This is a genomic window from Bradyrhizobium ingae (assembly GCF_055791185.1).
Window position 1 is genome coordinate 100345 of sequence record NZ_JBVUBB010000026.1, and the last position, 18505, is coordinate 118849.

Below are 18505 nucleotides of genomic sequence, written 5' to 3' on the forward strand. Positions count from 1 at the left end.
ACGCAGCGCATCAGCTACCGCGCAAGCCGGTTGCACGCGGAAGCGCATGATAGACCCTTCGTCCGAGAATAAACTCCATAATTGAGCGGATCCTGAAAACAGGATTTCACGAACGCATCTTCGTACACTGCGTGTATGCCACGAGGGTCCCGTTGATGCTTGGGCGCCCGCGCTGCGTGTCATCCGCGGAGAAACAAGAATGCCTATGCTCTCCTATCCACATATCACCCGTGCGCGCGCGGCGACATCCAGAACGTCAGCGATCGTCGTCAATGGCGAGCACGGCGAAACTCGCCAGCCAATGTTCTCCCATGTAATCGCCGGCAATATGTGGCAATCCCACTTCGAGATGGCGCTCAGCCGCCTCGTGCAGGATCGGACGACGCGCATCATCATGCGGCAAGGTTACGGCGAGAGAGTGCCAGCACCACGCGCGGCTGAGATTGAGCCCGTCCAGATGAGCGATCTTGCCGTCTGAGCGATCCGTCACGATCGAAGGGCGGAACAGCGTTGCGGGTTCGCGCCGCGCGAGCTGCGGCAGGAAGCGGTCAAACCAGGCAAGGAACCGGCCTGGCGCCAGCAAGCGACGCATGCACTCCGCCTCGATCAAGGCCGACGACTGGAAGTCGTCTCCGCCCGGCTCTCCCCACGCGGGACAGCCTTCGTCTGCGCCGTACCAGCGTAGCGCCGTACTCAGCAACAATGCCGTGAGGTCCTCGTCGCTCGTCGCAGCAGCATAATCGGCGGCCATGCGCAATCCGAAGGCAGTGTTGAAATGCGTACCCACGCGCACCGGATAAGTGGACAGCGGCAGGAAATCTCGGAACCGCTGCGCAAAGATCTCCGCAAGGGGCGCCAGTCGCTCGGCCCAGCGCGGCTCGTCGAGCTTGAGAAGCTCCGCGGCCAGCTTCAGGAGCCAGCCCCAGCCATAGGGCCGCTTGAATCCTCGCGCCGTCGGTGCCGCCAGATAGGCGCATTCGACACCGACCTTCTCCGTAACGAGCTGCTCGTCGAACAGAGCGCGAATCTCTTCCGCGACGGGAGAGCGCGGATGGCGTCGCAGCAGTCGAGCAAGCATCCAGTAGCTGTGGACGCAGGAATGCCAATCATAGCTGCCATAGAAGACAGGATGCAGTTCCCGCGGCGTTCGAGCATCCTGCGGTCCGGCAAGCACTTGATCCGGCTTGTTGGGATACTCCTTACAGACGTGACCGAGTGCAATGCGGGCGAAACGGACTGCGAGGTCTTCGGAAAGGATCCTATAGGTCATTGTCGCGGTGGTCCTCTGTCACACGCCGGAGCAGCAATTCGATCAGGCGCGGTGTCACGTAGATGGGAAACTGTGCGGCAGCGAAGAATAAGGTCGTCATGGGCGATGCTGCCGCCCCCATGGCGGACCAGACGAGTCCAATATTGCGGTTACCGAGAATGAGACCGGCGGTGAGGCGCTGCGCCATGCTGTCCGGCATGAGAAGAGCACCCAGTCCCTGCAGGGAGAGATTACAGGCGAAGGCAATGCCGATGAAGGTGAGCGCAGTGGCCGGCTGCGCCTCGATCTGCGCACGTACTCCGGCCATGGTGGCTACGGCAAAGAGAAGCAGCGCCATCAATACGAGCCCGTCGATGGCCTTCGCGCATTTCCGCAATTGGATCGGGGCCTGGCTGCGAAGGAGCACGGCCAGTGCGCCGGACCCGCCGACGAGCAGAGCCAGTCTTGCGGCCAGCCCGATTGGATCGAGAGAAAGGCCCGCGAACCACGCCGCGATCAGCGGTACGGTGACGGGCGCCAGAACCATCGACAGAAGCGTAATGGCAAGCGGGATCGTCGCATCGAGGCCGAGCATGCGTGCAACCGCCGCCGTACCGCTGGAAGGAGGAGCGCACACGGACAGGACCAGCGCGATCGCCAACTCCTCTCCCAGGTTCATTGCCCGCGCTACACCACCGACCAGCAGAGGACAAACCATCATCGCGACCGCCGGCGAGAGCAGTGAAATTCGAGGCTGGCGCAACGTTCGCCAGAACGCTTCGCCGTCGAGCTGAAGAAAGGTGCCGAGAACGAGCACGAAAATCGTCCCGGCCATGAATGGGCGTACGGCTTCCGCCACGGCCGGCAGGACGAGGCCAACCAGCACGCCGATGATCAGCCATGTCGGCCCGCGCGGCATCCACCGCGCGAGGGAGCGTCCCATGCGTTGCAACTCATTCATCGCAAGACGTTAGCCGCCGAAATTACATTGTTGAAATGGATTGTTTTAATGATCATCATTGCTGTCATGAATTTAGCTGCCGTCGATCTCAACCTCCTGGTGGCCTTCGAGGCGTTGATGGAGGAGCGTCACGTCACCCGCGCAGCCGAGCGGATCGGCCTAGCCCAACCCTCCATGAGCAGCGCCTTGAGGCGATTGCGCGCGCTGTTTGCCGACGACCTGTTCCAACGCACGGCTTCCGGCATGCAGCCGACCGAAAAGGCAATGGCGCTCGCCGGACCGATCGGCGAAGCGTTGCGTCAGATCCGCGGAGCGCTCGCGCAGGAGCAGGGTTTTGATCCCGCCACGGCACGGCGGCGAATCACGCTTGCCGCGACGGACTACGGGGATTTCGTGCTGGTGCCGGAATTGACCCGACTGCTTCGACGGGAAGCACCCGGCATCGACCTTGTGGTCCGTCCGCTGGTCGATGTGACCGCCGCCCTCACGAAACTGGAACGCGGCGAGCTCGATGCGCTCGTTGGCGGACACCTGCCTGACTCGCCCCGCTGCGTCCGGCAGCCCTTGTTCTTGGAGCGTTTCGTTTGCATCCGCGACGCAAAATATGCCGCAGGATCAAAGAAACTAAGTCTCGACGATTACGCAGCCTTGCCGCACGCTCTGTTCTCGGCCGTCGGCGGAGATGGTCTGCCAGGCGTCATTGACTCTTTTTTGGCTCGCCACGGGCTTCAGCGACGGGTAGCGGCGACGCTAGCCCATGTCGTTGCCGTGCCGTTCGCGGTCGCGGGCACTGACCTCGTCGCCACGTTGGCTGAACGCGTCGCCCGATCGTTCACTGGTGCCGCAAGCGTCGCGATCGTCCCCCCACCCTTTGGTATCCCCGATTTCAGCTTCGACCTGCTGTACGCCAGACGAGCCGTCGTCGATCCTCCGCTCAAATGGATCATGGACGCCATCAGCCGGAGCGCGAGCCAATGCGGGGCCAATCGCGCGATACGATTCACTGCTCCGGGCGGAAGGCATCGCGCGACATTGCGCAGCAGGCGGTGAAGTAGATCAATGCCAGGCGCCCGACGTCGACAAAAGAGAGTGTCTCCAAGTGAACCCACAAAGGAGATCAGGGCTCGGCTCGCAGAATGCTCGACCTCGTCGGACTGCCGGCCGCATCCGCCGCCCGCTCTTCGCACGAATCCTCCGGTGGTCAGCGTCAGCGCATCGGGATCGCCCGCGCCTTGGCGCCAAAGCCCGATCTGATCATCTGCGACGAGCCGGTGTCCGCGCTCGATGTCTCGATCCAGGCGCAGATCCTCAACCTGATCTTCGCGATCGGCTCGGCGTCTCCTATCTCTTCATCAGTCACGATCTCGCCGTCGTGGAATTTCTCGCCGACCGGGTGGCGGTGATGTATCTCGGGCGCATCGTTGAGGTCGCACCCGCGTGCTGAGCTGTTCGCCCGACCCACGCATCCCTACACCCCTGTGCTACTCGACGCGGTGCCCAAGTGGGCCACGTCACCGGCTGCGGCGCGGCCGATGCCGGCAAGGGTCGCGAGATGACGAGCCGATAGAACGGATTCGAGTACTTGAACCTGTCGCTTGCAAGAATGACCTGATCGGCCTCGACGGGCGCGTCGCTGAAGATGGCTGCACCACTTGCAGTCAATGCCTGGCCGAATCCGTCCCGGTCGTCGAGCACTTCGACCATCTCATCGTATGGCAACCGGCGTTCGAGGTCTCTGGCAACGGCCGTCGCCCTGGCCTGAGCAAATAGAGGCCGGAACGGCGCCGCCAGCTCCTCGTAACGTCTGGAGGGACCGCCGCCCCAAGGACCACCGATCTGCGTCATTTCCAGCTTAACCTCCAACGCGCGCTGTTTGCGCTTCGTCAAGGCTACGTCACCACTTCCAAGTTTTCACGCCGATACGCTGGAATGATCTACCAAAGATGCTGACGTCAAGAGACAAACTCGGCGGCGCGTCTAGAACGCCCATATCCATTGCGTGGCTATGGACGAACCGTCATGCACGACGCCCGCGTCGTCCCTGGATACGCAGCAGCGCGGCTACTAACGCGTCGACGTCCTCCTGCGTGTTGTAAAGCGCAAGGGACGGTCGAACGCTACTCTCGAGACCGAAGCGCCGCAAAATCGGCTGCGCACAATGATGCCCCGCGCGGACCGCAATGCCCTCTTGGTCGAGGGCCTTCCCAACATCTTCGGTCTTGCACTCGTCCAAGATGAAAGACAGCACGCCTGCTCGCTCGCGCGGCATCGCGATGAACTTCAAGCCGGGGACGGTGAGAAGTCCATGCGTCGCATATTCGAGCAATTCGTGCTCATACGCGGCAATGTTGCTCATGCCGATCCGGCTGAGATAGTCGATCGCTGCACCCAGGCCGACCGCGTCGGCGATGTTGCCTGTTCCCGCCTCGAACCGTTCCGGCGCGCTCTGGAAAACAGTTCGCTCGAACGTCACGTCAGCAATCATGTTGCCGCCGCCCTGCCAGGGCGGCATCGTTTCCAGCTCGCTGGCACGGCCGTAGACAACGCCGATGCCCGTTGGCGCGAACATCTTGTGGCCGGAGAATACGTAGAAGTCGGCGCCTAGGGCCTGTACGTCTACCGGCATGTGGCAGATACCCTGTGCACCGTCGATCAAGACGCGGGCACCATGGCGATGAGCGATCTCGGTCATCTCCTTCGCCGGAGTGATCGTACCAAGCACGTTGGATACCTGCGTGAACGCCACGATGCGCGTCCGCGGGTTGAACAGCTTCTCATACTCCTCGAGGATGATCTGCCCACTGTCGTCGACCGGCGCGACCCGCAGCTTCGCTCCCTTTTCCGCTGCGAGCTGCTGCCACGGCACGATGTTCGCGTGGTGCTCGAGGTGAGAAACGATGATCTCATCGTCCTTGTTGACGTTGCGGCGTCCCCATGTCTGCGCGACCAGATTGATACCTTCGGTAGTGCCGCGCACGAAAATGATGTCGCGGGTAGACGGCGCATTGATGAAAGCGCGAACCTTTTCGCGCGCCGATTCGTAGGCGTCGGTCGAGCGGGCAGCCAGCGTGTGTGCTGCGCGATGGATGTTCGAATTCTCATGGGTGTAGAAGCGAACGAGCCGATCGATCACGGCACGGGGCTTCTGGGTGGTCGCGCCGTTGTCGAGCCAGACCAACGGTCTTCCGTTCACCTGCTGGTCGAGGATCGGAAAGTCGCGGCGAAAGACATGCGCGTCGAACGCGCGGGTGCCTGACACGTCAACAGAGGGAACATCCGTCCGATGTTGAATCGCAAGACCGCCGAGATCGAGCACTTCGACATCCAGCGGGAACGACGTCGCTGTCGATATTCGCGGTTGCTCGACCTGCATTGGGCGATTCGCCACGAGGAAGGATGGCGGTGCGACGGCGGGAAATGGCCCGGCGGGCGTCGAGGGCTGCGGCAGCAGCCGGCTATCGAGCGCAAGGTCGCCTTTATCAAAGCGGCTCGGCAGTGTCGCGAAATCGAGGTGACGCTGGGGCAGCGAATCGACGGCAGCCGACGGCGCGGTTGCGCTGGCAGGCGTTCCGGCATCTGGCAGTGCAAGGCCGAGCGGTGCGCGGGCTTCCGGGGCTTGCACCAGTGACAGCTCGCGATCCGCTGAAAAGATCGGCGCCGAAGGAGACGCGGCGCCGGCGGTCGGTAGGGGAATCGCCGATGAGCCGGGATTGTTGTTGGGAGTCAGAGGAATCGGGGCTGATGGCACGCCGGGAGCCGAGCCGTATGCGGGCTCGGCTCCGAACAGCGATGCCGATGGGAGGGCCGCGCCGGGGGCAGGCGCGGATGGCGCAGGCGGCGCAGCAAAGAAAGCGTTCGCCATGCGCGCGATCAACGACGGATCCGGGCCACCGGCCGCTTGCGCAGCGGTGTGATCCGGCCCTTCCAGCTTGGGTAATGCAGTCGGATTCGTCATTGTGGGCCGTCTCAAGCTTTGTTCGCCTGTCCCTGATACTTATCGCCGTACTCGTGGTACTTGCCGACTTCGACGCCATCGAGCACGCCGAGAGCGTCCTCCGTGAGCACGGCCAGCGAACAATACAGCGAGATCAGGTAAGAGGCGATTGCCTTGCGGTTGATGCCCATGAAGCGCACCGAGAGGCTCGGCGTCACCTCGCCGGGCACGCCGGGCTGAAACAGTCCGACTACACCCTGCTTCTTCTCGCCGGTGCGTAGGAGCAGGATCTTCGTCTTGCCGGCCGCGTCGAAGGGCATCTTGTCGGACGGCACCAGCGGGATGCCGCGCCAGGTAATGAATGGCGAGCCGAACATCGTGACGGTCGGCGGCGGTACACCGCGGCGCGTGCATTCGCGACCGAAGGCAGCGATCGCCTTGGGATGGGCCAGGAAGAAGTTCGGCTCTTTCCAGACCTTGGCAAGCAGTTCATCGAGATCATCCGGCGTCGGTGCGCCTCCGCGCGTTGCAATCCGCATCGACGGCGCGGTGTTGGCTAGGAGACCATATTCGCTATTGTTGATGAGCTCGCCTTCCTGACGCTCCTTGACCTTCTCGATCAGCAGTCGAAGTTGCTCCTGGACCTGATCGAAGGGATGGCTGTAGAGGTCCGACACGCGGGTTTGGACGTCGAGCACCGTCGTCACCGCGTTCAAAAAGTATTCCCGGGGCTGCTCCTCGTAGTCCACGAACGTTTCCGGCAAATCCGGATCGCGGTCACGCGGCGGGCTGCATTGCACGTCGAGCGAGGATACGGCTGTTGCGCCACGCGTCTCCTTGACTCGATTGAGGCGGAAGATACCTGCTTCGACCGGCGTCCACTGCAGAAGCGGCACCAGCCATCGCGGTGTGATGCCGCCCCACTGCGCTCGGGTTTTGGTCGCGTTGGCAAGTTGACGCGCCGCACCTTCGGCAAGCGTTCGTCGGGAGTCCGTATCGTCGGCCATGGGCATTCTCCAATCCGGTATTGCTGATCAGCAAGGGCAACCGTTTGGATTTTCCATCCACGAAATGATTTTGATTGGCAATGCCATGCCAATAGGAATCTCAACGAGGACATTATTTTTCTCCGTTATAGCGGAGTCACGGCTTTTATAATGGATATCGATGTCGACCTCTCAAGCACCAGAGGCATCGGCGCTCCGCAAGCCTGTTTGCGGCTCCGGGTTAGTGCGGCACAACAGGAGTTCGGGCAGCGCTCAATCGCGGCGAATACCAAAGGGCCGAATACAAGAGATACGACAAGGGCGGCAAGGAAGGGGGCCGACGCCGCTTTTTCGGTCACGCGATCGTCCGAGGAAGCGTCGGCACCGCGGCAAGCAGCCGCTTCGTGTAGTCATTCTGTGGCCTGGCATAGATGGCTTCCGCCGCGCCTTCCTCTACGATCCGCCCACGGTGCATGATCGCCACGCGGTCACAGAGATGCCGGACGACCGATAGGTCATGGCTGATGAAGATGAGCGACAGATCGAGCTTAGATCGCAGGCGGATCAACAGATTGATGATCTGCGCCTGGATGGAGACATCGAGCGAAGCGACCGGTTCGTCGCAGACGACGACGTCCGGCTGCATCGCAAGCGCACGCGCAATGGCGATGCGCTGGCGTTGACCGCCGGAGAATTGGTGAGGAAAGCGGTCGGCATAAGCCGGATCGAGACCCACGGCCGCGAGCCATTGCCTGATGTAATCTGTTGTCTGGCCGCGGCTGATCAGGCCGTGCGCCAGCGGTCCTTCAGACAGGGTATCCCCGATGCGCATGCGGCCATTGAGCGAGGCGAAGGGATCCTGAAAAATGGTCTGTATGCGCGTGGTGATCTTGCGCGGCATCGAGCCGGAGCTCATCACCGGCTGGCCGGCGAGCCGCACACGACCTGAGGTCGGAGCCATGATCCCGGCTGCCATCCGGCCGAGCGTGGATTTTCCCGATCCAGATTCGCCCACGAGACCGAGAACTTCGCCCCTGTTCAAGACGATGTCGACACCATCGACGGCATTGGGCGTCGATGGTGGCTTCGCGCCGGTAAGCCGAAACTGCAGTCTTGCGAACAGGCTGGCCGGCTTTACGAATGTCTTGACGGCATCGTTTATGACGAGGTAGGGGCTGCCGAGCGCGACAACGTCGCCGGAAGTCACCTTTCGCGCCGGCGGCGCTGCATCGGGAACGCCGGCGCTGCGCAACAGCAGCTGACCGGGACTGGCGCGCGAGGGCAGAGCATTCAGCAGGGTCTTGGTGTAGTCATGCTGTGGCTTGGTCAGGACGGCAAGTGCGGGTCCGCTTTCCACGATATGGCCCGACCGCATCACAGCGACGCGGTCGGCGATGGAGGCAACGGTTGCGAGATCGTGGCTGATCCATATCAGCGCCATGCCGAGATCGGAGACCAGCGCCTTCATCTCCCTCAGGATCTCGGCCTGAATCGAAACGTCGAGCGCCGTCATGGGTTCGTCGCAGATGACGAGCTTCGGCCGATGCAGAAGTGCGATCGCGATCGCGACCCGCTGCCGCATGCCGCCGGAAAACTGATGAGGAAAGAAATCGACCTTTCGCTCGGGCTCGCTGATGCGCACCTGGGCCAGGGCGGCAATCGCCCGTTCGCGCGCTTCCCTTGGGCCGATCCGTTCATGGGCTTCCAGCCCAAGCCTGATCTGCATTCCGATGCTCAGCACCGGGTTGAGCGCCGCCATGGGGTCCTGGAAGACCATGGAGACGGTCTTGCCGCGGATTTTTCGTAGCTCTTCCTGCGGCAGGCCGATCAATTCGCGACCTTCGAGCTTGATCGACCCTTCCACGATGCGGCCAGGTTCGTCGATCAGCCCAATGATCGAAAAGCCGGTCGCCGACTTGCCGGAACCGGATTCCCCGACAATACCAAGCACTTCGCCCGGCGAGACCGAGAAGGACACGCCGTCCACCGCCCTCACCTCGCCCCGGCTACCCGGAAACCAGGTCTTCAGATTGCTGACGTCAAGCAGAGACCGCCTCGTCTCGCTGAATGGCAGGGCGATCATCGGCGCAGCCTCGGATTGAGCTGGTCGCGGATCTGGTCGCCGACCAGATTCAGCGACACGATGAACAGGATCAGCGCGAGGCCAGGGTAGATCGAGATCCAGTAACGCCCTGAAAGCAGATACTGGAAGCCGTTGGCGATCAGCATGCCGAGCGACGGCTCCGACGGCGGAAGACCGACACCGAGGAAGGAAAGCGTCGCTTCGAGAGAAATGGCGCTGGCAATCTGCACTGTCGCCACGACAATCAGCGGCGGCAGGGAGTTCGGCAGCATATGTTTGAAAACGACACGCCAAGGCGATAGCGGGATCGAAAGCGCAGCCTCGACATAGTCCTTCTGCCGTTCCGCGGCGGCCGTGCCATGGGCGGTGCGGGCGAAATAGGCATACTGCGCAAAGATCAGCGCCAGGATCAGTTGGTAGCGCCCCTGGCCGAGCAGCGCGGCGATCACGAACGCAAGCAGGATCGCCGGAAAGGAAAGCTGCAAATCGACGAGCCGCATCGCGACGCTCTCCACGCGCCCGCCGATATAGGCCGCCGTACAGCCGACCAGCGCACCGAGGGCAAAGGCGACAGCGCCGGCGATCACGCCCATCTGCAGCGAAATGCGAAGGCCGTAGATGATTGCCGACAAGAGATCGCGACCTTGCGAATCCGTGCCGAGCCAATGCGTATAGCCGGCGCTTCCGACATAGCCCGGCGGCCGCCGCGCATCGCGAAGCACGAGATGGGCGAGATCGTAGGGATCCTGCGGCATCACCAAGGGGGCGACGACGGCCAGGACGACAATCAGGACAACGACGATCGCTGCGCCGGTGGCGACCTTATTTTTTCTGAAGTCGTCGAGAAAACGGAGAAAGGGACTGTCGCGCATCATGCGCGCCCTTTCCGAAGACGCGGATCGAGCAAGGCATAAGTGAGATCGACCATAAGATTGATGAAGATGAATAGCAGGGCGATCAACATGAGATAGGCAACCATGACAGGCCGGTCGAGCGAGGTGATGCTGTCGATGATGAGCTTACCGAGACCGGGCCAGGAGAAGATCGTTTCGGTCACTACGGCGAAGGCGAGAGTGGAGCCGAGCTCGAGACCGAAGACCGTGACAAGTGGGATGGAAATCAACCGCAAGACGTGGCGGCGCAGAATGATGAATTCCGAAATGCCGGCCGCGCGCGCGAACTTCACGGTGTCGCTCAGCATCAGCTCGCGCGTGCCTGCTCGGGCGAGACGGATCATCAGCGAGAACTTGAACAGCGCAAGATTAAGCGCGGGCAGGACGAGATGCGAAAGGCCGTCGACTGTCAGGAAACTGAACTGCGTGCCGAACAGGCTGACGGTCTCGCCGCGGCCCCCGGCCGGCAGGCAGCCACACTGGACCGCGAAGACCATGATCAACATCAAGCCGAACCAGAATGCCGGAACGGAGAAGCCGAGGATCGATAAGGCCATGATGGCGCGCGATACAAAAGTATGCGGCCGATAGCCGGCATACATACCGATCGGCACCCCGACGAGGCTGGCAAACAGCACGGCGGCCAAGGTCAATTCCAGGGTCGCTGGCAAGCGCGAGAGGATGAGCTCGCTGACCGGCATGTTGTAGACGAAGGATCGGCCGAAATCGCTATGGACCAGGCGGCCGAGAAAGCCCAGATATTGCTGCCACAGCGGCTGATCGAGACCGTATTGGGCGATGACGGCGGCACGAATGTCCTGCGTCGCATCGGGCGAGATCAGCACGTCCACCGGATTGCCCACGGCATGGACACCGCAGAAGACCAGCACCGACATGGCGACGACCACGATGCAGGCCTGCCAGGCTCTTTGGAGGATGAAGCCAAACATATCTCGTCCGCTCTACGGCTTTCGCCTGCACATTCAGTGCCAATCGCTTTCCAGCAGACTTCTCGTCTCCTCGACCGCAACGGCCCAGACGGCATGCATGTCGTCGTCTGCTCGCTGATAGAGGCCATGGTAATTGCCGTCGCCCAGCAATTCGCGCTTCTTCGCCGCGCCGACACGCGCAAGAGCGGCAAAATCGATCTGCGCCTTGGCGGATTGCGGCTGAGCGGAATCGTTGGTGCGTGTCCAGGGAAAGTTTTCCATCCAGGAGGCATGCGATGCCGCGGGATCGAGCTCCATCACCTTGGCCCAGGTGCGCGGCGCGCGCCACCAATCGTGGAATTTGACCGAGGCATCGGAATGGAGATTCAGCCATTCGGAGATGATCGTCGTGGCCGGCGCGTTGCCGCCGTGGCCGTTGACCACGAGGATGCGGCGAAAGCCGGACCGGTAAAGACTGTCCATGAGATCGCGGATGACGCCGAGATAAGTCGAAAGCGAGAGACTGAGCGTGCCGGGAAAGGCTTCGAAGGAGGATGCTAGACCATAAGCCAGCACCGGAAAGACCGGGATGCCGAGGCCGGCTGCGGCATCGACCGCGACCTTTTCGGCAAGAACCATGTCCGTGGCGAGACTGAGATAGGCGTGTTGCTCGACGCTGCCGATCGGAAGGATGCAGCGATCGTCTTTTTTGACCTGCTGCTCGAGTTGCAGCCAATTCATGTCCTGAATCTTCAAACAGTCCTCCTGTTCTAAAGCTGCTGCAATCGGCGCAAGGATTTTGCGCGATCCCATCGAGGCATAGCGCTCCTATGCTCAAATCGCCCCATTCGCCCGTCAACACGTTCCAAACGAGACTAAAAAAAGAGGTTGACGGTCAAATAATCTATAGTCAAGTTCCAAACGGAACTAAATTCATTTGATGTGAAAGACCCCTGCCGTGACCTCGGTGCCCGATTCCGCTTTGGAAGAGCTGCTGCAGGAAGGGGGAAAGCGTGCCGCCGGCGATCAGCCGGTGGACGATCTGGTGGCGATCAAGCTGTGGCAAAATCCGTGCTGGCTGTCGTTTCGCATCAACTTCCTGGCCCTCCAGTTCAATGAGCCGATCTACCGGCTCCTGGAGAAGGAACATGGCGTGAGCCGCCCGGAAGTGGTGGTCATCTACGCGCTCGGTCTCTCCGATGGATTGAAGGCAAGCGCGATCTGCAGTTCGTCCGGCTTTCCCAAGAATACGATCAGCCGCGCGATCCAGCGCCTGATTGACAAGAACATCGTCCGCCGCGAAGTCGATCCGGCGGACCTGAGAAGCTTCGTCCTTTACATCACCAACGAAGGCAAAAGCATCGTCGATCAAGCCATGCAGCCGATGATCGAACGGGAGAGAGTCATGATGTCGGGACTTACTCCGGCGGAACGGCTCATGCTTTCCGAGCTGCTGGCGAAGGTTGTCGTGGATTCTCCGAATTGGCCCCCAATCCTTACCGAGGAGCATGAAGAGTGAGGTTGTTTCAAAGTGCACGCATCGTTGCGCTTGCACCGATATTGTTGAGCAGCGTTTCCAGTCTCGCCACGGCGGCCGACCTGACGATCGGTGTACGCGCCGGGCCGTTGTCCATCGACCCCGATTTCACCTCGGCCGGCACCCACGCCGAGGCGATGAAGCACATCTATGACACGCTGATAAAATCAGGCAACAATCTCGAACTGCAGCCGGGACTTGCGACGAAATGGATGCCGATCGATGCCACGACTTGGGAGTTCAAGCTTCGTGAGGGCGTCAAGTTTCACGACGGCTCCGATTTCACCGCGGACGACGTCAAATTCTCGATCGAACGCATTCCGCGTGTCACCGGCCCCAATCCGACGACGATCTATGTCCGTCGCGTCAAGTCCGTGGAGGTCGTCGATGCCCATACGCTGCGCATCAAGACCGATGGCCCGGCGCCAACCCTGCCGAATGATTTCGTTCGCCTGTTCGTCGTCTCGCATGTCGCGGCCAAGGATTATTCCGACACGCCGGAAAAGGCGGCGGAGGGATTCAATACCGGCAAGGCGGCGGTCGGCACCGGACCGTATAAATTCGTATCCTGGACTCCCAAGGAGCAATTGGTGCTGCAACGCTTCGACGACTATTGGGGCGGAAAGGAGCCTTGGGACAAGGTCGTCCGCAAGGAGATTCCCAACGATGCCGCACGCGTCGCGCAGCTCAAGGCCGGCCAGGTCGATCTGATCGCCCGCATTCCCGCCTCCGACGTGCCCACGCTGCAAACCGATTCGAAGCTGAGAATCGTGCGGGAAAACAGCGTTTACTCCTTCAATATCTCGTTCGACTTCCGTGACAAGCCGCCGCAGGTCAAGGCGAAGGACGGCTCCCCGCTTGCGAAGAATCCCTTCCAGGATCCGCGTGTACGCGAAGCCTTCGATCTGGCGATCGATCGCGAGGCGATCGCCGATGTTGCGATGGAAGGCATGGGCGCGCCGCAGTCGCAATTGGTGACAGCGAACATCTTCGGCTACAACACCAATCTCAAGACCACGGTCGCGAACCCCGAGCGGGCAAAGAAGCTTCTCGCCGAAGCCGGGTATCCCGATGGTTTCAAGGTCGTTCTCACCTTCACCAACGACCGCCTGCCGGGCGACAAGGAGGCAGGCACTACCATTGCCCAGATGCTGACTGCGATCGGCATCGACGTGCAGGTGAATGCCCAGCCGGGCGCGGTGTTCTTCCCGGCGAACACTCGCGGCGATTATTCGCTGACGATGTCGGGCTGGGGAACGTTGACGGGTGAATCCAACTATACCCTGTCCTCGCTAGTTCATTCCAATGCGCCGGACAAGAAACTCGGCGCATACAACGTCCGCAACTATTCCAATCCTCAGCTCGACGCGTTGATTCAAAGTGCCGGCGTCGAAATGGACGGCGACAAGCGCAAGAAGGATCTGGAAGCTGCAAATGCACTGGTCGCGAGCGATCGGCCGAACCTTGCGATAGCCTCCATCGTTTCAGCTTGGGGCATGAAGAAAGGATTGAACATCACGCCGCGCTCGGACGAAGATACTCTCGCTACAGATATTCGGCCTGCCAAGTGAGCATGCACAGCAAAAGCTGGGTCTTGGCCCAGCTTTCTCGACTCATAGGCGTTTTGCATGGTCCCGCTCCGATCAGATGCCGAGGATAGACCGACGCGAGCTCGCTCTCGTCATAAAGTGCAATCGGACTGCTACGCGCAGCCCGAAATTCCAGCGCGCCGGCCTGCCCAAGCTCAGCACGTCGCTCGCGAACCACGTCAGCTGATGGAGTGACGATCCATTCGAATAGACGAAGAGCGTGGAGATCGAGATCATCTTGCTGGACGGGCCGCTGAAGTCGAAGTCCGAACGCGTGCACATCGCCATCACTGCCTTTCCAGTCAGTTTCGATGGAGTGCTCGACGAATTTCTGCGGCCGATCAAACGCGGACTATTCGCAACCCATCGACACCTATCCACTCGCGGACCTCCGGATCATCCGAGGCAGCTTGAGGAGCATCACCGCCTGGCGCGCGCGGTTGCCGTATTCGGCTTCGTTGCACGCGATACCGTGCATCTGCAAAGAAGGGATGAAGGGCTGATCGCCGAAGGGCCGAATTTAGGTTCGGTAAACTCGGTACGATCCCGTCTGTGATACTCGGCTCAGTTGATAACGCCCACTAATTTAGTCTGGCAATCGCCGTGCCGAAGCGATGCAGCGCGGTTCTGTTCCGAGTTTGCTGCAGTGGTTCAGAAGAACGTCGAAGACTCGTCGCGAACCGTGCGATGTTCAACCACAAAAACGTCGCGCGAGACCCATTTTGTTCTCGGCGACTACTCGGCGAAGGGCTTGGAAAACAAGAACTTTCCAATGGTGGGCGCACCAGGGCTCGAACCTGGGACCCGCTGATTAAGAGTCAGATCTTTCATGAATATCTACAGGTACTTGGCTGTAAAATTCCGCATCAAGAAGACTATACGGATCAATAGCTTACAACGGAATTGTAAATTGCAGACTAGCCCGCCAGATGCTCCTCCGGATGCTCACCGCCCCGGTCCGGCGAACAGAGGAACACGTCTGCCAGCGAATTGGCCACGGCGAACGGGCGGTCGTCCTCGTGCGTAGGTCCAGAATCGGCGGATCTGGTCCTGGTCCTTGCCCTTGGCCAGGACCGGCGCAGTTTTCACCACCAAGGCGTTGGCGCACAAGCTGGCGCTTGCCAGCTATCATATCCTGGAGGAGCGGCATGCCGTTCAAGGCACCCCGCTGCTTTACCTGACGGACGACGACGATCCGACAATTGGGCTGATCACCGTTACCAGCCGCGGTGACAGCGGATCGCCCGAACCGTAAGCCATCCGGAGATTGGCGCCGGCCTGCCGGCAGCCACGGTTCTGTGCAACTCTTTTGGATACGGGACGGTACCAACGTTCTTCTGGGGCGGCCATGCCGCCAGGGCACAGGCCTCACTTCTCGGACTTCTTGGGCCGATGCTTGATCCTGATGGGTGTCTGGCGCGATCCGCGATGCGGACGCAGCCATCGACCGAAGAAACGGGTGCGGTTCGAGCACGGCAGCTGAAAGCGACGACTAAAATCAATTGGCAGCCCACGCTGCCAAAAAAAATCGCGCTGCGCCCTTGACGACCGGCCGGCTAATGGGTGTCACTGTAATACCGCGTTCGCGCAAAACAAAGCACGATAACTTAAGGGGGCAGTCCACTAGTGACTACTGAAAAGTTCGATTTGATGTTCGAACCCTACAAAATGAACCGTAAAAATTGCTCCCCCAGCAAAGAGCAATTCGTGCGCATACACCCCCTCTCGTTCAATCCGCATCTCGTGAACGAGTAGGTCCCCATACTGCGATCCGCTATTTGCTGTTATTGTATGCATTCTTACGTCTCGATAACGCAAATGCACGTATCGGTCGTGCATTGGGCCAACAAAGCGTGCGTCAATACTTACCTCGCGAGACTGGTGCGGTTTACGCAGTTCAAGCTCCGAGATCTTCCAAGCGTCTAGCCAGGCATCGTGCAAGCTATTTGGGCTAGTCAGATTGTGATTGTCTTCATTCCATGCAAACTCAAAAAGGTGAGAAGGCATCACCCCTCTGACGGTCTCAAGATATCGCCAGTAGGGACCATGATCAAAACCCCGCTTGCCGTCCGCAATATACTTCATCTCCTGTCTCACTCGCTGCCGCTATAGCTTGTTGCAGCCTGGTGCTCCTGCAATCGATCCACACATTGAGGTCCCGACAACTGAATCGAGGATGAAAGCAGGCGTACCAACTCTCATATACCGCTGTATCAGGACGTTCAGAAGTACGTTCTTAATATCCGCTTTTCCCTTTTCGGGAAGGATGCCTCGGGCGCGCAGTTCATCAATCGATATGCCACGAAGACGATCCTCAAGCCCCGGTAGAGTGTCTTCAGGGATACCGCCGTGCTTATTTATCCACCCTTCTGGTCCCCATACGCCGACCTCATCGCCTCCTTTGAAAACATGGACTTCGAAGAGCGATTGTCCACCCCGACTATTAAAGGTATCGATGCGTCCTGTATACCCCTCACCCAGATTGATGTTGAGATCGGCTCCCATCGCGTTCATCAACGCTTCGCGGTCCGTTGACAATTTCTGCTCTTTTGCTGCTTCGAGACTTGCCGTCGCGAGATACTGGAATCCCGCTGTAACCGCGCCGTTAGCAAACTTTCCGCCGCCGGCGACGGATGCAAGTCCTCCGGCGGTCGCCTGAACGATCGTGCCGCCGACGAGATCACCAACGTCATGCAGAGGATTCTTGAACACTGAGCTTGTGACGGGCGAGAGTGCAGCACCGGCGGCCGATGCCAATGCTCCGGACTTGCACGAGCCACCCGACGCGACCGAGGAAGCACAGCCGACAGCCGCATTTTCGGCAACATACGCGGCATAGCCGATCGGGTTCGCTCCAACCGACGCAAGAGTGGGTGCAGGACCTATCGCCTGGAATGCGAGTGTCGTGACCGCAGCAAGCGCTGCCGCCTTTAGTATCTGCCCGAGATTGCCACCCGTTAGTCCCGTGACAACGGCTGCGGCGACTGCCGCACCGATGATCGGACTTCCCGTAACGAACGTCACGGCAACGTTGATCGCGATCTGGACGATCGACATGAAGTTGCTTTTGAGGAAGTTGACGGCGGCCGTGATCGCGTGGCTGACGCTGTGGAAGAAGCTCGACAGCCACGAGAACCCGTTGGGATCGGTGAAGGCGAGCGGGTCGTTGCCGACGTAGGAGTAGCGGTTCCAGCCCTGCGGGTTGGTCGGATCGGTCACCGTCGGATCGGCCGAGGTGAACCTTGCAAGCAGGGCGTCGTAGACGCGCCCGTTCAGATGCACGAGACTTCCAACCGACAGTTGCTCCTCGCCGGTGAAGCCGCGCGTGGTCTGGCTGGTGACGCTCCCGGTGGTGTCGTCGGTGCCGTCCACGTTACGCCGCTTGCCCCAGGCGTCGTAGCTGAGACGCTCGACGACCAGGGCATTCTCGTCGGTGATGACCGAGATCGAGCCGAGATGGTCGGTGTGGAAGTAGCGCGTGATCAGCGTCTCCGATGCCGTTTGCAGCACGTGCATGCCGACCTTGGCGTTGCCGACCGAGAGATAGTCGGTCCACTTCTGCGAGGTCTGGCCGGGATTGGTGACCTCCGCCAGCACGCCGAAGGCGCCGATGTAGAGCGTCGTGCCCTCCGGGGTCACCTGCTTGATGCGCTGGTGCTCGGTGTCGTCGGTGAAGCTGATGGTGCGGGTGCCCTGCGTGATGCTCGCCGGCTTGTTGTAGGGGGTCCAGGCGATGGTGCGGTTCAGGCCCGAGGTCTGGTTGCCGTTGAGGTCATAGGTGAACGTGGTCGAGATCAAGCCCGCGCTGATGCTGGTGACCGCATGCGGCCGCGCCTGGCCTGCGGCCGGATAGCCGTAGGTGCCGACATCCGACTTCGTCAGCATGTTGCCGATCGCGCTGTAAGTGAAGGTTTTAGCCAGTGGCGTCGGACTGAGATTGACCGTCGAGGAGGCGAGCCGGTTCAGCGTGTCGTAGGTGAAGGTCTCCGACAGGTTGGTATTGGCTTCGCTGCGCGACAGCGGATTGCCGAGCTTGTCATAGGTATACGCGAGGTTCTGCACCGCGGTGCCGGCGCCGCTGCCGGTGGTGAGGCTGGTCAAGCGGCCCGTGGTCGCCTCGAAGCTGCGGTTGGTAACGAGACCGTTGCCGGTGGTCAGGCTGTAGCTGGTGCGGCCGTGGTGCTCGTCTTGCTTGCGCTCGCGCCGCTGATCGGCAGCGCCCAGGTCCTGGACAAGCTGACCACGCTGTTCGTCTACATCCTGCTTGCCGCGATGTGGAACCTGCTCTCCGGCTATGCCGGTCTGGTCTCGGTGGGCCAGCAGGCCTATTTCGGTCTCGGCGCC

15 protein-coding genes and 2 pseudogenes are annotated in these 18505 nt (G+C 60.7%); 6 read left to right on the plus strand and 11 right to left on the minus strand.

All coding sequences use genetic code 11. The annotated features are described in order from the left end of the window. Window positions 1-256 precede the first annotated feature (256 nt). Entirely contained in the window at window positions 257-1270 is a 1014-nt protein-coding gene (locus tag ACV1FX_RS29415; RefSeq protein ID WP_473121062.1) for a DUF2891 domain-containing protein, read from the minus strand. Further along, the gene (locus ACV1FX_RS29420; RefSeq protein ID WP_473121063.1) at window positions 1260-2192 is read right to left on the minus strand and encodes a bile acid:sodium symporter family protein; all 933 of its coding nucleotides are present in this window, start codon (window positions 2190-2192) and stop codon (window positions 1260-1262) included. Before ACV1FX_RS29420 ends, ACV1FX_RS29415 begins: the two co-directional genes overlap by 11 nt. 3 nt (window positions 2193-2195) lie before the next feature. On the opposite strand from ACV1FX_RS29420, the gene ACV1FX_RS29425 reads away from it, so the two are divergent. Continuing rightward, window positions 2196-3260 (plus strand): LysR family transcriptional regulator, encoded by a 1065-nt coding sequence (locus ACV1FX_RS29425; RefSeq protein WP_473121064.1) that lies wholly within the window; start codon window positions 2196-2198, stop codon window positions 3258-3260. 80 nt (window positions 3261-3340) lie between these two features. Continuing rightward, window positions 3341-3766: pseudogene (locus ACV1FX_RS29430) on the plus strand (ATP-binding cassette domain-containing protein); the annotation flags it as partial. A 461-nt stretch (window positions 3767-4227) separates the two neighbouring features. On the opposite strand, the gene ACV1FX_RS29435 reads toward ACV1FX_RS29430, so the two are convergent. From ACV1FX_RS29435 to ACV1FX_RS29460, 6 genes are all read right to left on the minus strand, one after another. Next, window positions 4228-6165, minus strand: coding sequence for a family 2A encapsulin nanocompartment cargo protein cysteine desulfurase (locus ACV1FX_RS29435; RefSeq protein ID WP_473121065.1), 1938 nt, complete (start codon window positions 6163-6165; stop codon window positions 4228-4230). 11 nt (window positions 6166-6176) lie between these two features. After that, window positions 6177-7151: a family 2A encapsulin nanocompartment shell protein gene (locus tag ACV1FX_RS29440; RefSeq protein ID WP_473121066.1), complete on the minus strand. Its 975-nt coding sequence runs from the start codon at window positions 7149-7151 to the stop codon at window positions 6177-6179. Between the two features lie 334 nt (window positions 7152-7485). Next, window positions 7486-9213, minus strand: coding sequence for a dipeptide ABC transporter ATP-binding protein (locus ACV1FX_RS29445; protein WP_473121067.1), 1728 nt, complete (start codon window positions 9211-9213; stop codon window positions 7486-7488). Then, entirely contained in the window at window positions 9210-10085 is an 876-nt protein-coding gene (locus ACV1FX_RS29450; protein WP_473121077.1) for an ABC transporter permease, read from the minus strand. The genes ACV1FX_RS29445 and ACV1FX_RS29450 overlap by 4 nt, the downstream gene beginning before the upstream one ends. Then, window positions 10085-11056, minus strand: coding sequence for an ABC transporter permease (locus ACV1FX_RS29455; RefSeq protein WP_473121068.1), 972 nt, complete (start codon window positions 11054-11056; stop codon window positions 10085-10087). Before ACV1FX_RS29455 ends, ACV1FX_RS29450 begins: the two co-directional genes overlap by 1 nt. A gap of 33 nt (window positions 11057-11089) precedes the next feature. After that, window positions 11090-11791, minus strand: coding sequence for a creatininase family protein (locus tag ACV1FX_RS29460; protein WP_473121069.1), 702 nt, complete (start codon window positions 11789-11791; stop codon window positions 11090-11092). 202 nt (window positions 11792-11993) lie between these two features. Between ACV1FX_RS29460 and ACV1FX_RS29465 the strand changes: the two genes are divergently transcribed. The 3 genes from ACV1FX_RS29465 to ACV1FX_RS29475 all read left to right on the plus strand — a co-directional run bounded on the left by ACV1FX_RS29465 (window position 11994) and on the right by ACV1FX_RS29475 (window position 14717). After that, window positions 11994-12554 carry a MarR family winged helix-turn-helix transcriptional regulator gene (locus tag ACV1FX_RS29465; protein ID WP_473121070.1) on the plus strand — a complete coding sequence of 187 codons (561 nt, stop codon included), beginning with the start codon at window positions 11994-11996 and terminating at the stop codon, window positions 12552-12554. Continuing rightward, the gene (locus ACV1FX_RS29470) at window positions 12551-14143 is read left to right on the plus strand and encodes an ABC transporter substrate-binding protein (protein ID WP_473121071.1); all 1593 of its coding nucleotides are present in this window, start codon (window positions 12551-12553) and stop codon (window positions 14141-14143) included. The genes ACV1FX_RS29465 and ACV1FX_RS29470 overlap by 4 nt, the downstream gene beginning before the upstream one ends. Window positions 14144-14381: 238 nt before the next feature. Next, window positions 14382-14717 carry a hypothetical protein gene (locus ACV1FX_RS29475; protein WP_473121072.1) on the plus strand — a complete coding sequence of 112 codons (336 nt, stop codon included), beginning with the start codon at window positions 14382-14384 and terminating at the stop codon, window positions 14715-14717. 364 nt (window positions 14718-15081) lie between these two features. Here the strand turns inward: ACV1FX_RS29475 and ACV1FX_RS29480 are convergent. Beyond that, a pseudogene (locus tag ACV1FX_RS29480) lies at window positions 15082-15238 on the minus strand (IS66 family transposase); the annotation flags it as partial. On the opposite strand from ACV1FX_RS29480, the gene ACV1FX_RS29485 reads away from it, so the two are divergent. Next, window positions 15225-15416 (plus strand): hypothetical protein, encoded by a 192-nt coding sequence (locus ACV1FX_RS29485; protein ID WP_473121078.1) that lies wholly within the window; start codon window positions 15225-15227, stop codon window positions 15414-15416. The pseudogene ACV1FX_RS29480 and the gene ACV1FX_RS29485 sit on opposite strands and share 14 nt — an antisense overlap. Window positions 15417-15784: 368 nt before the next feature. Here the strand turns inward: ACV1FX_RS29485 and ACV1FX_RS29490 are convergent, their stop codons facing one another. Beyond that, window positions 15785-16246 carry a hypothetical protein gene (locus ACV1FX_RS29490; RefSeq protein WP_473121073.1) on the minus strand — a complete coding sequence of 154 codons (462 nt, stop codon included), beginning with the start codon at window positions 16244-16246 and terminating at the stop codon, window positions 15785-15787. A 21-nt stretch (window positions 16247-16267) separates the two neighbouring features. Continuing rightward, window positions 16268-18262, minus strand: coding sequence for an RHS repeat domain-containing protein (locus ACV1FX_RS29495; protein WP_473121074.1), 1995 nt, complete (start codon window positions 18260-18262; stop codon window positions 16268-16270). Between the last annotated feature and the right edge of the window lie 243 nt (window positions 18263-18505).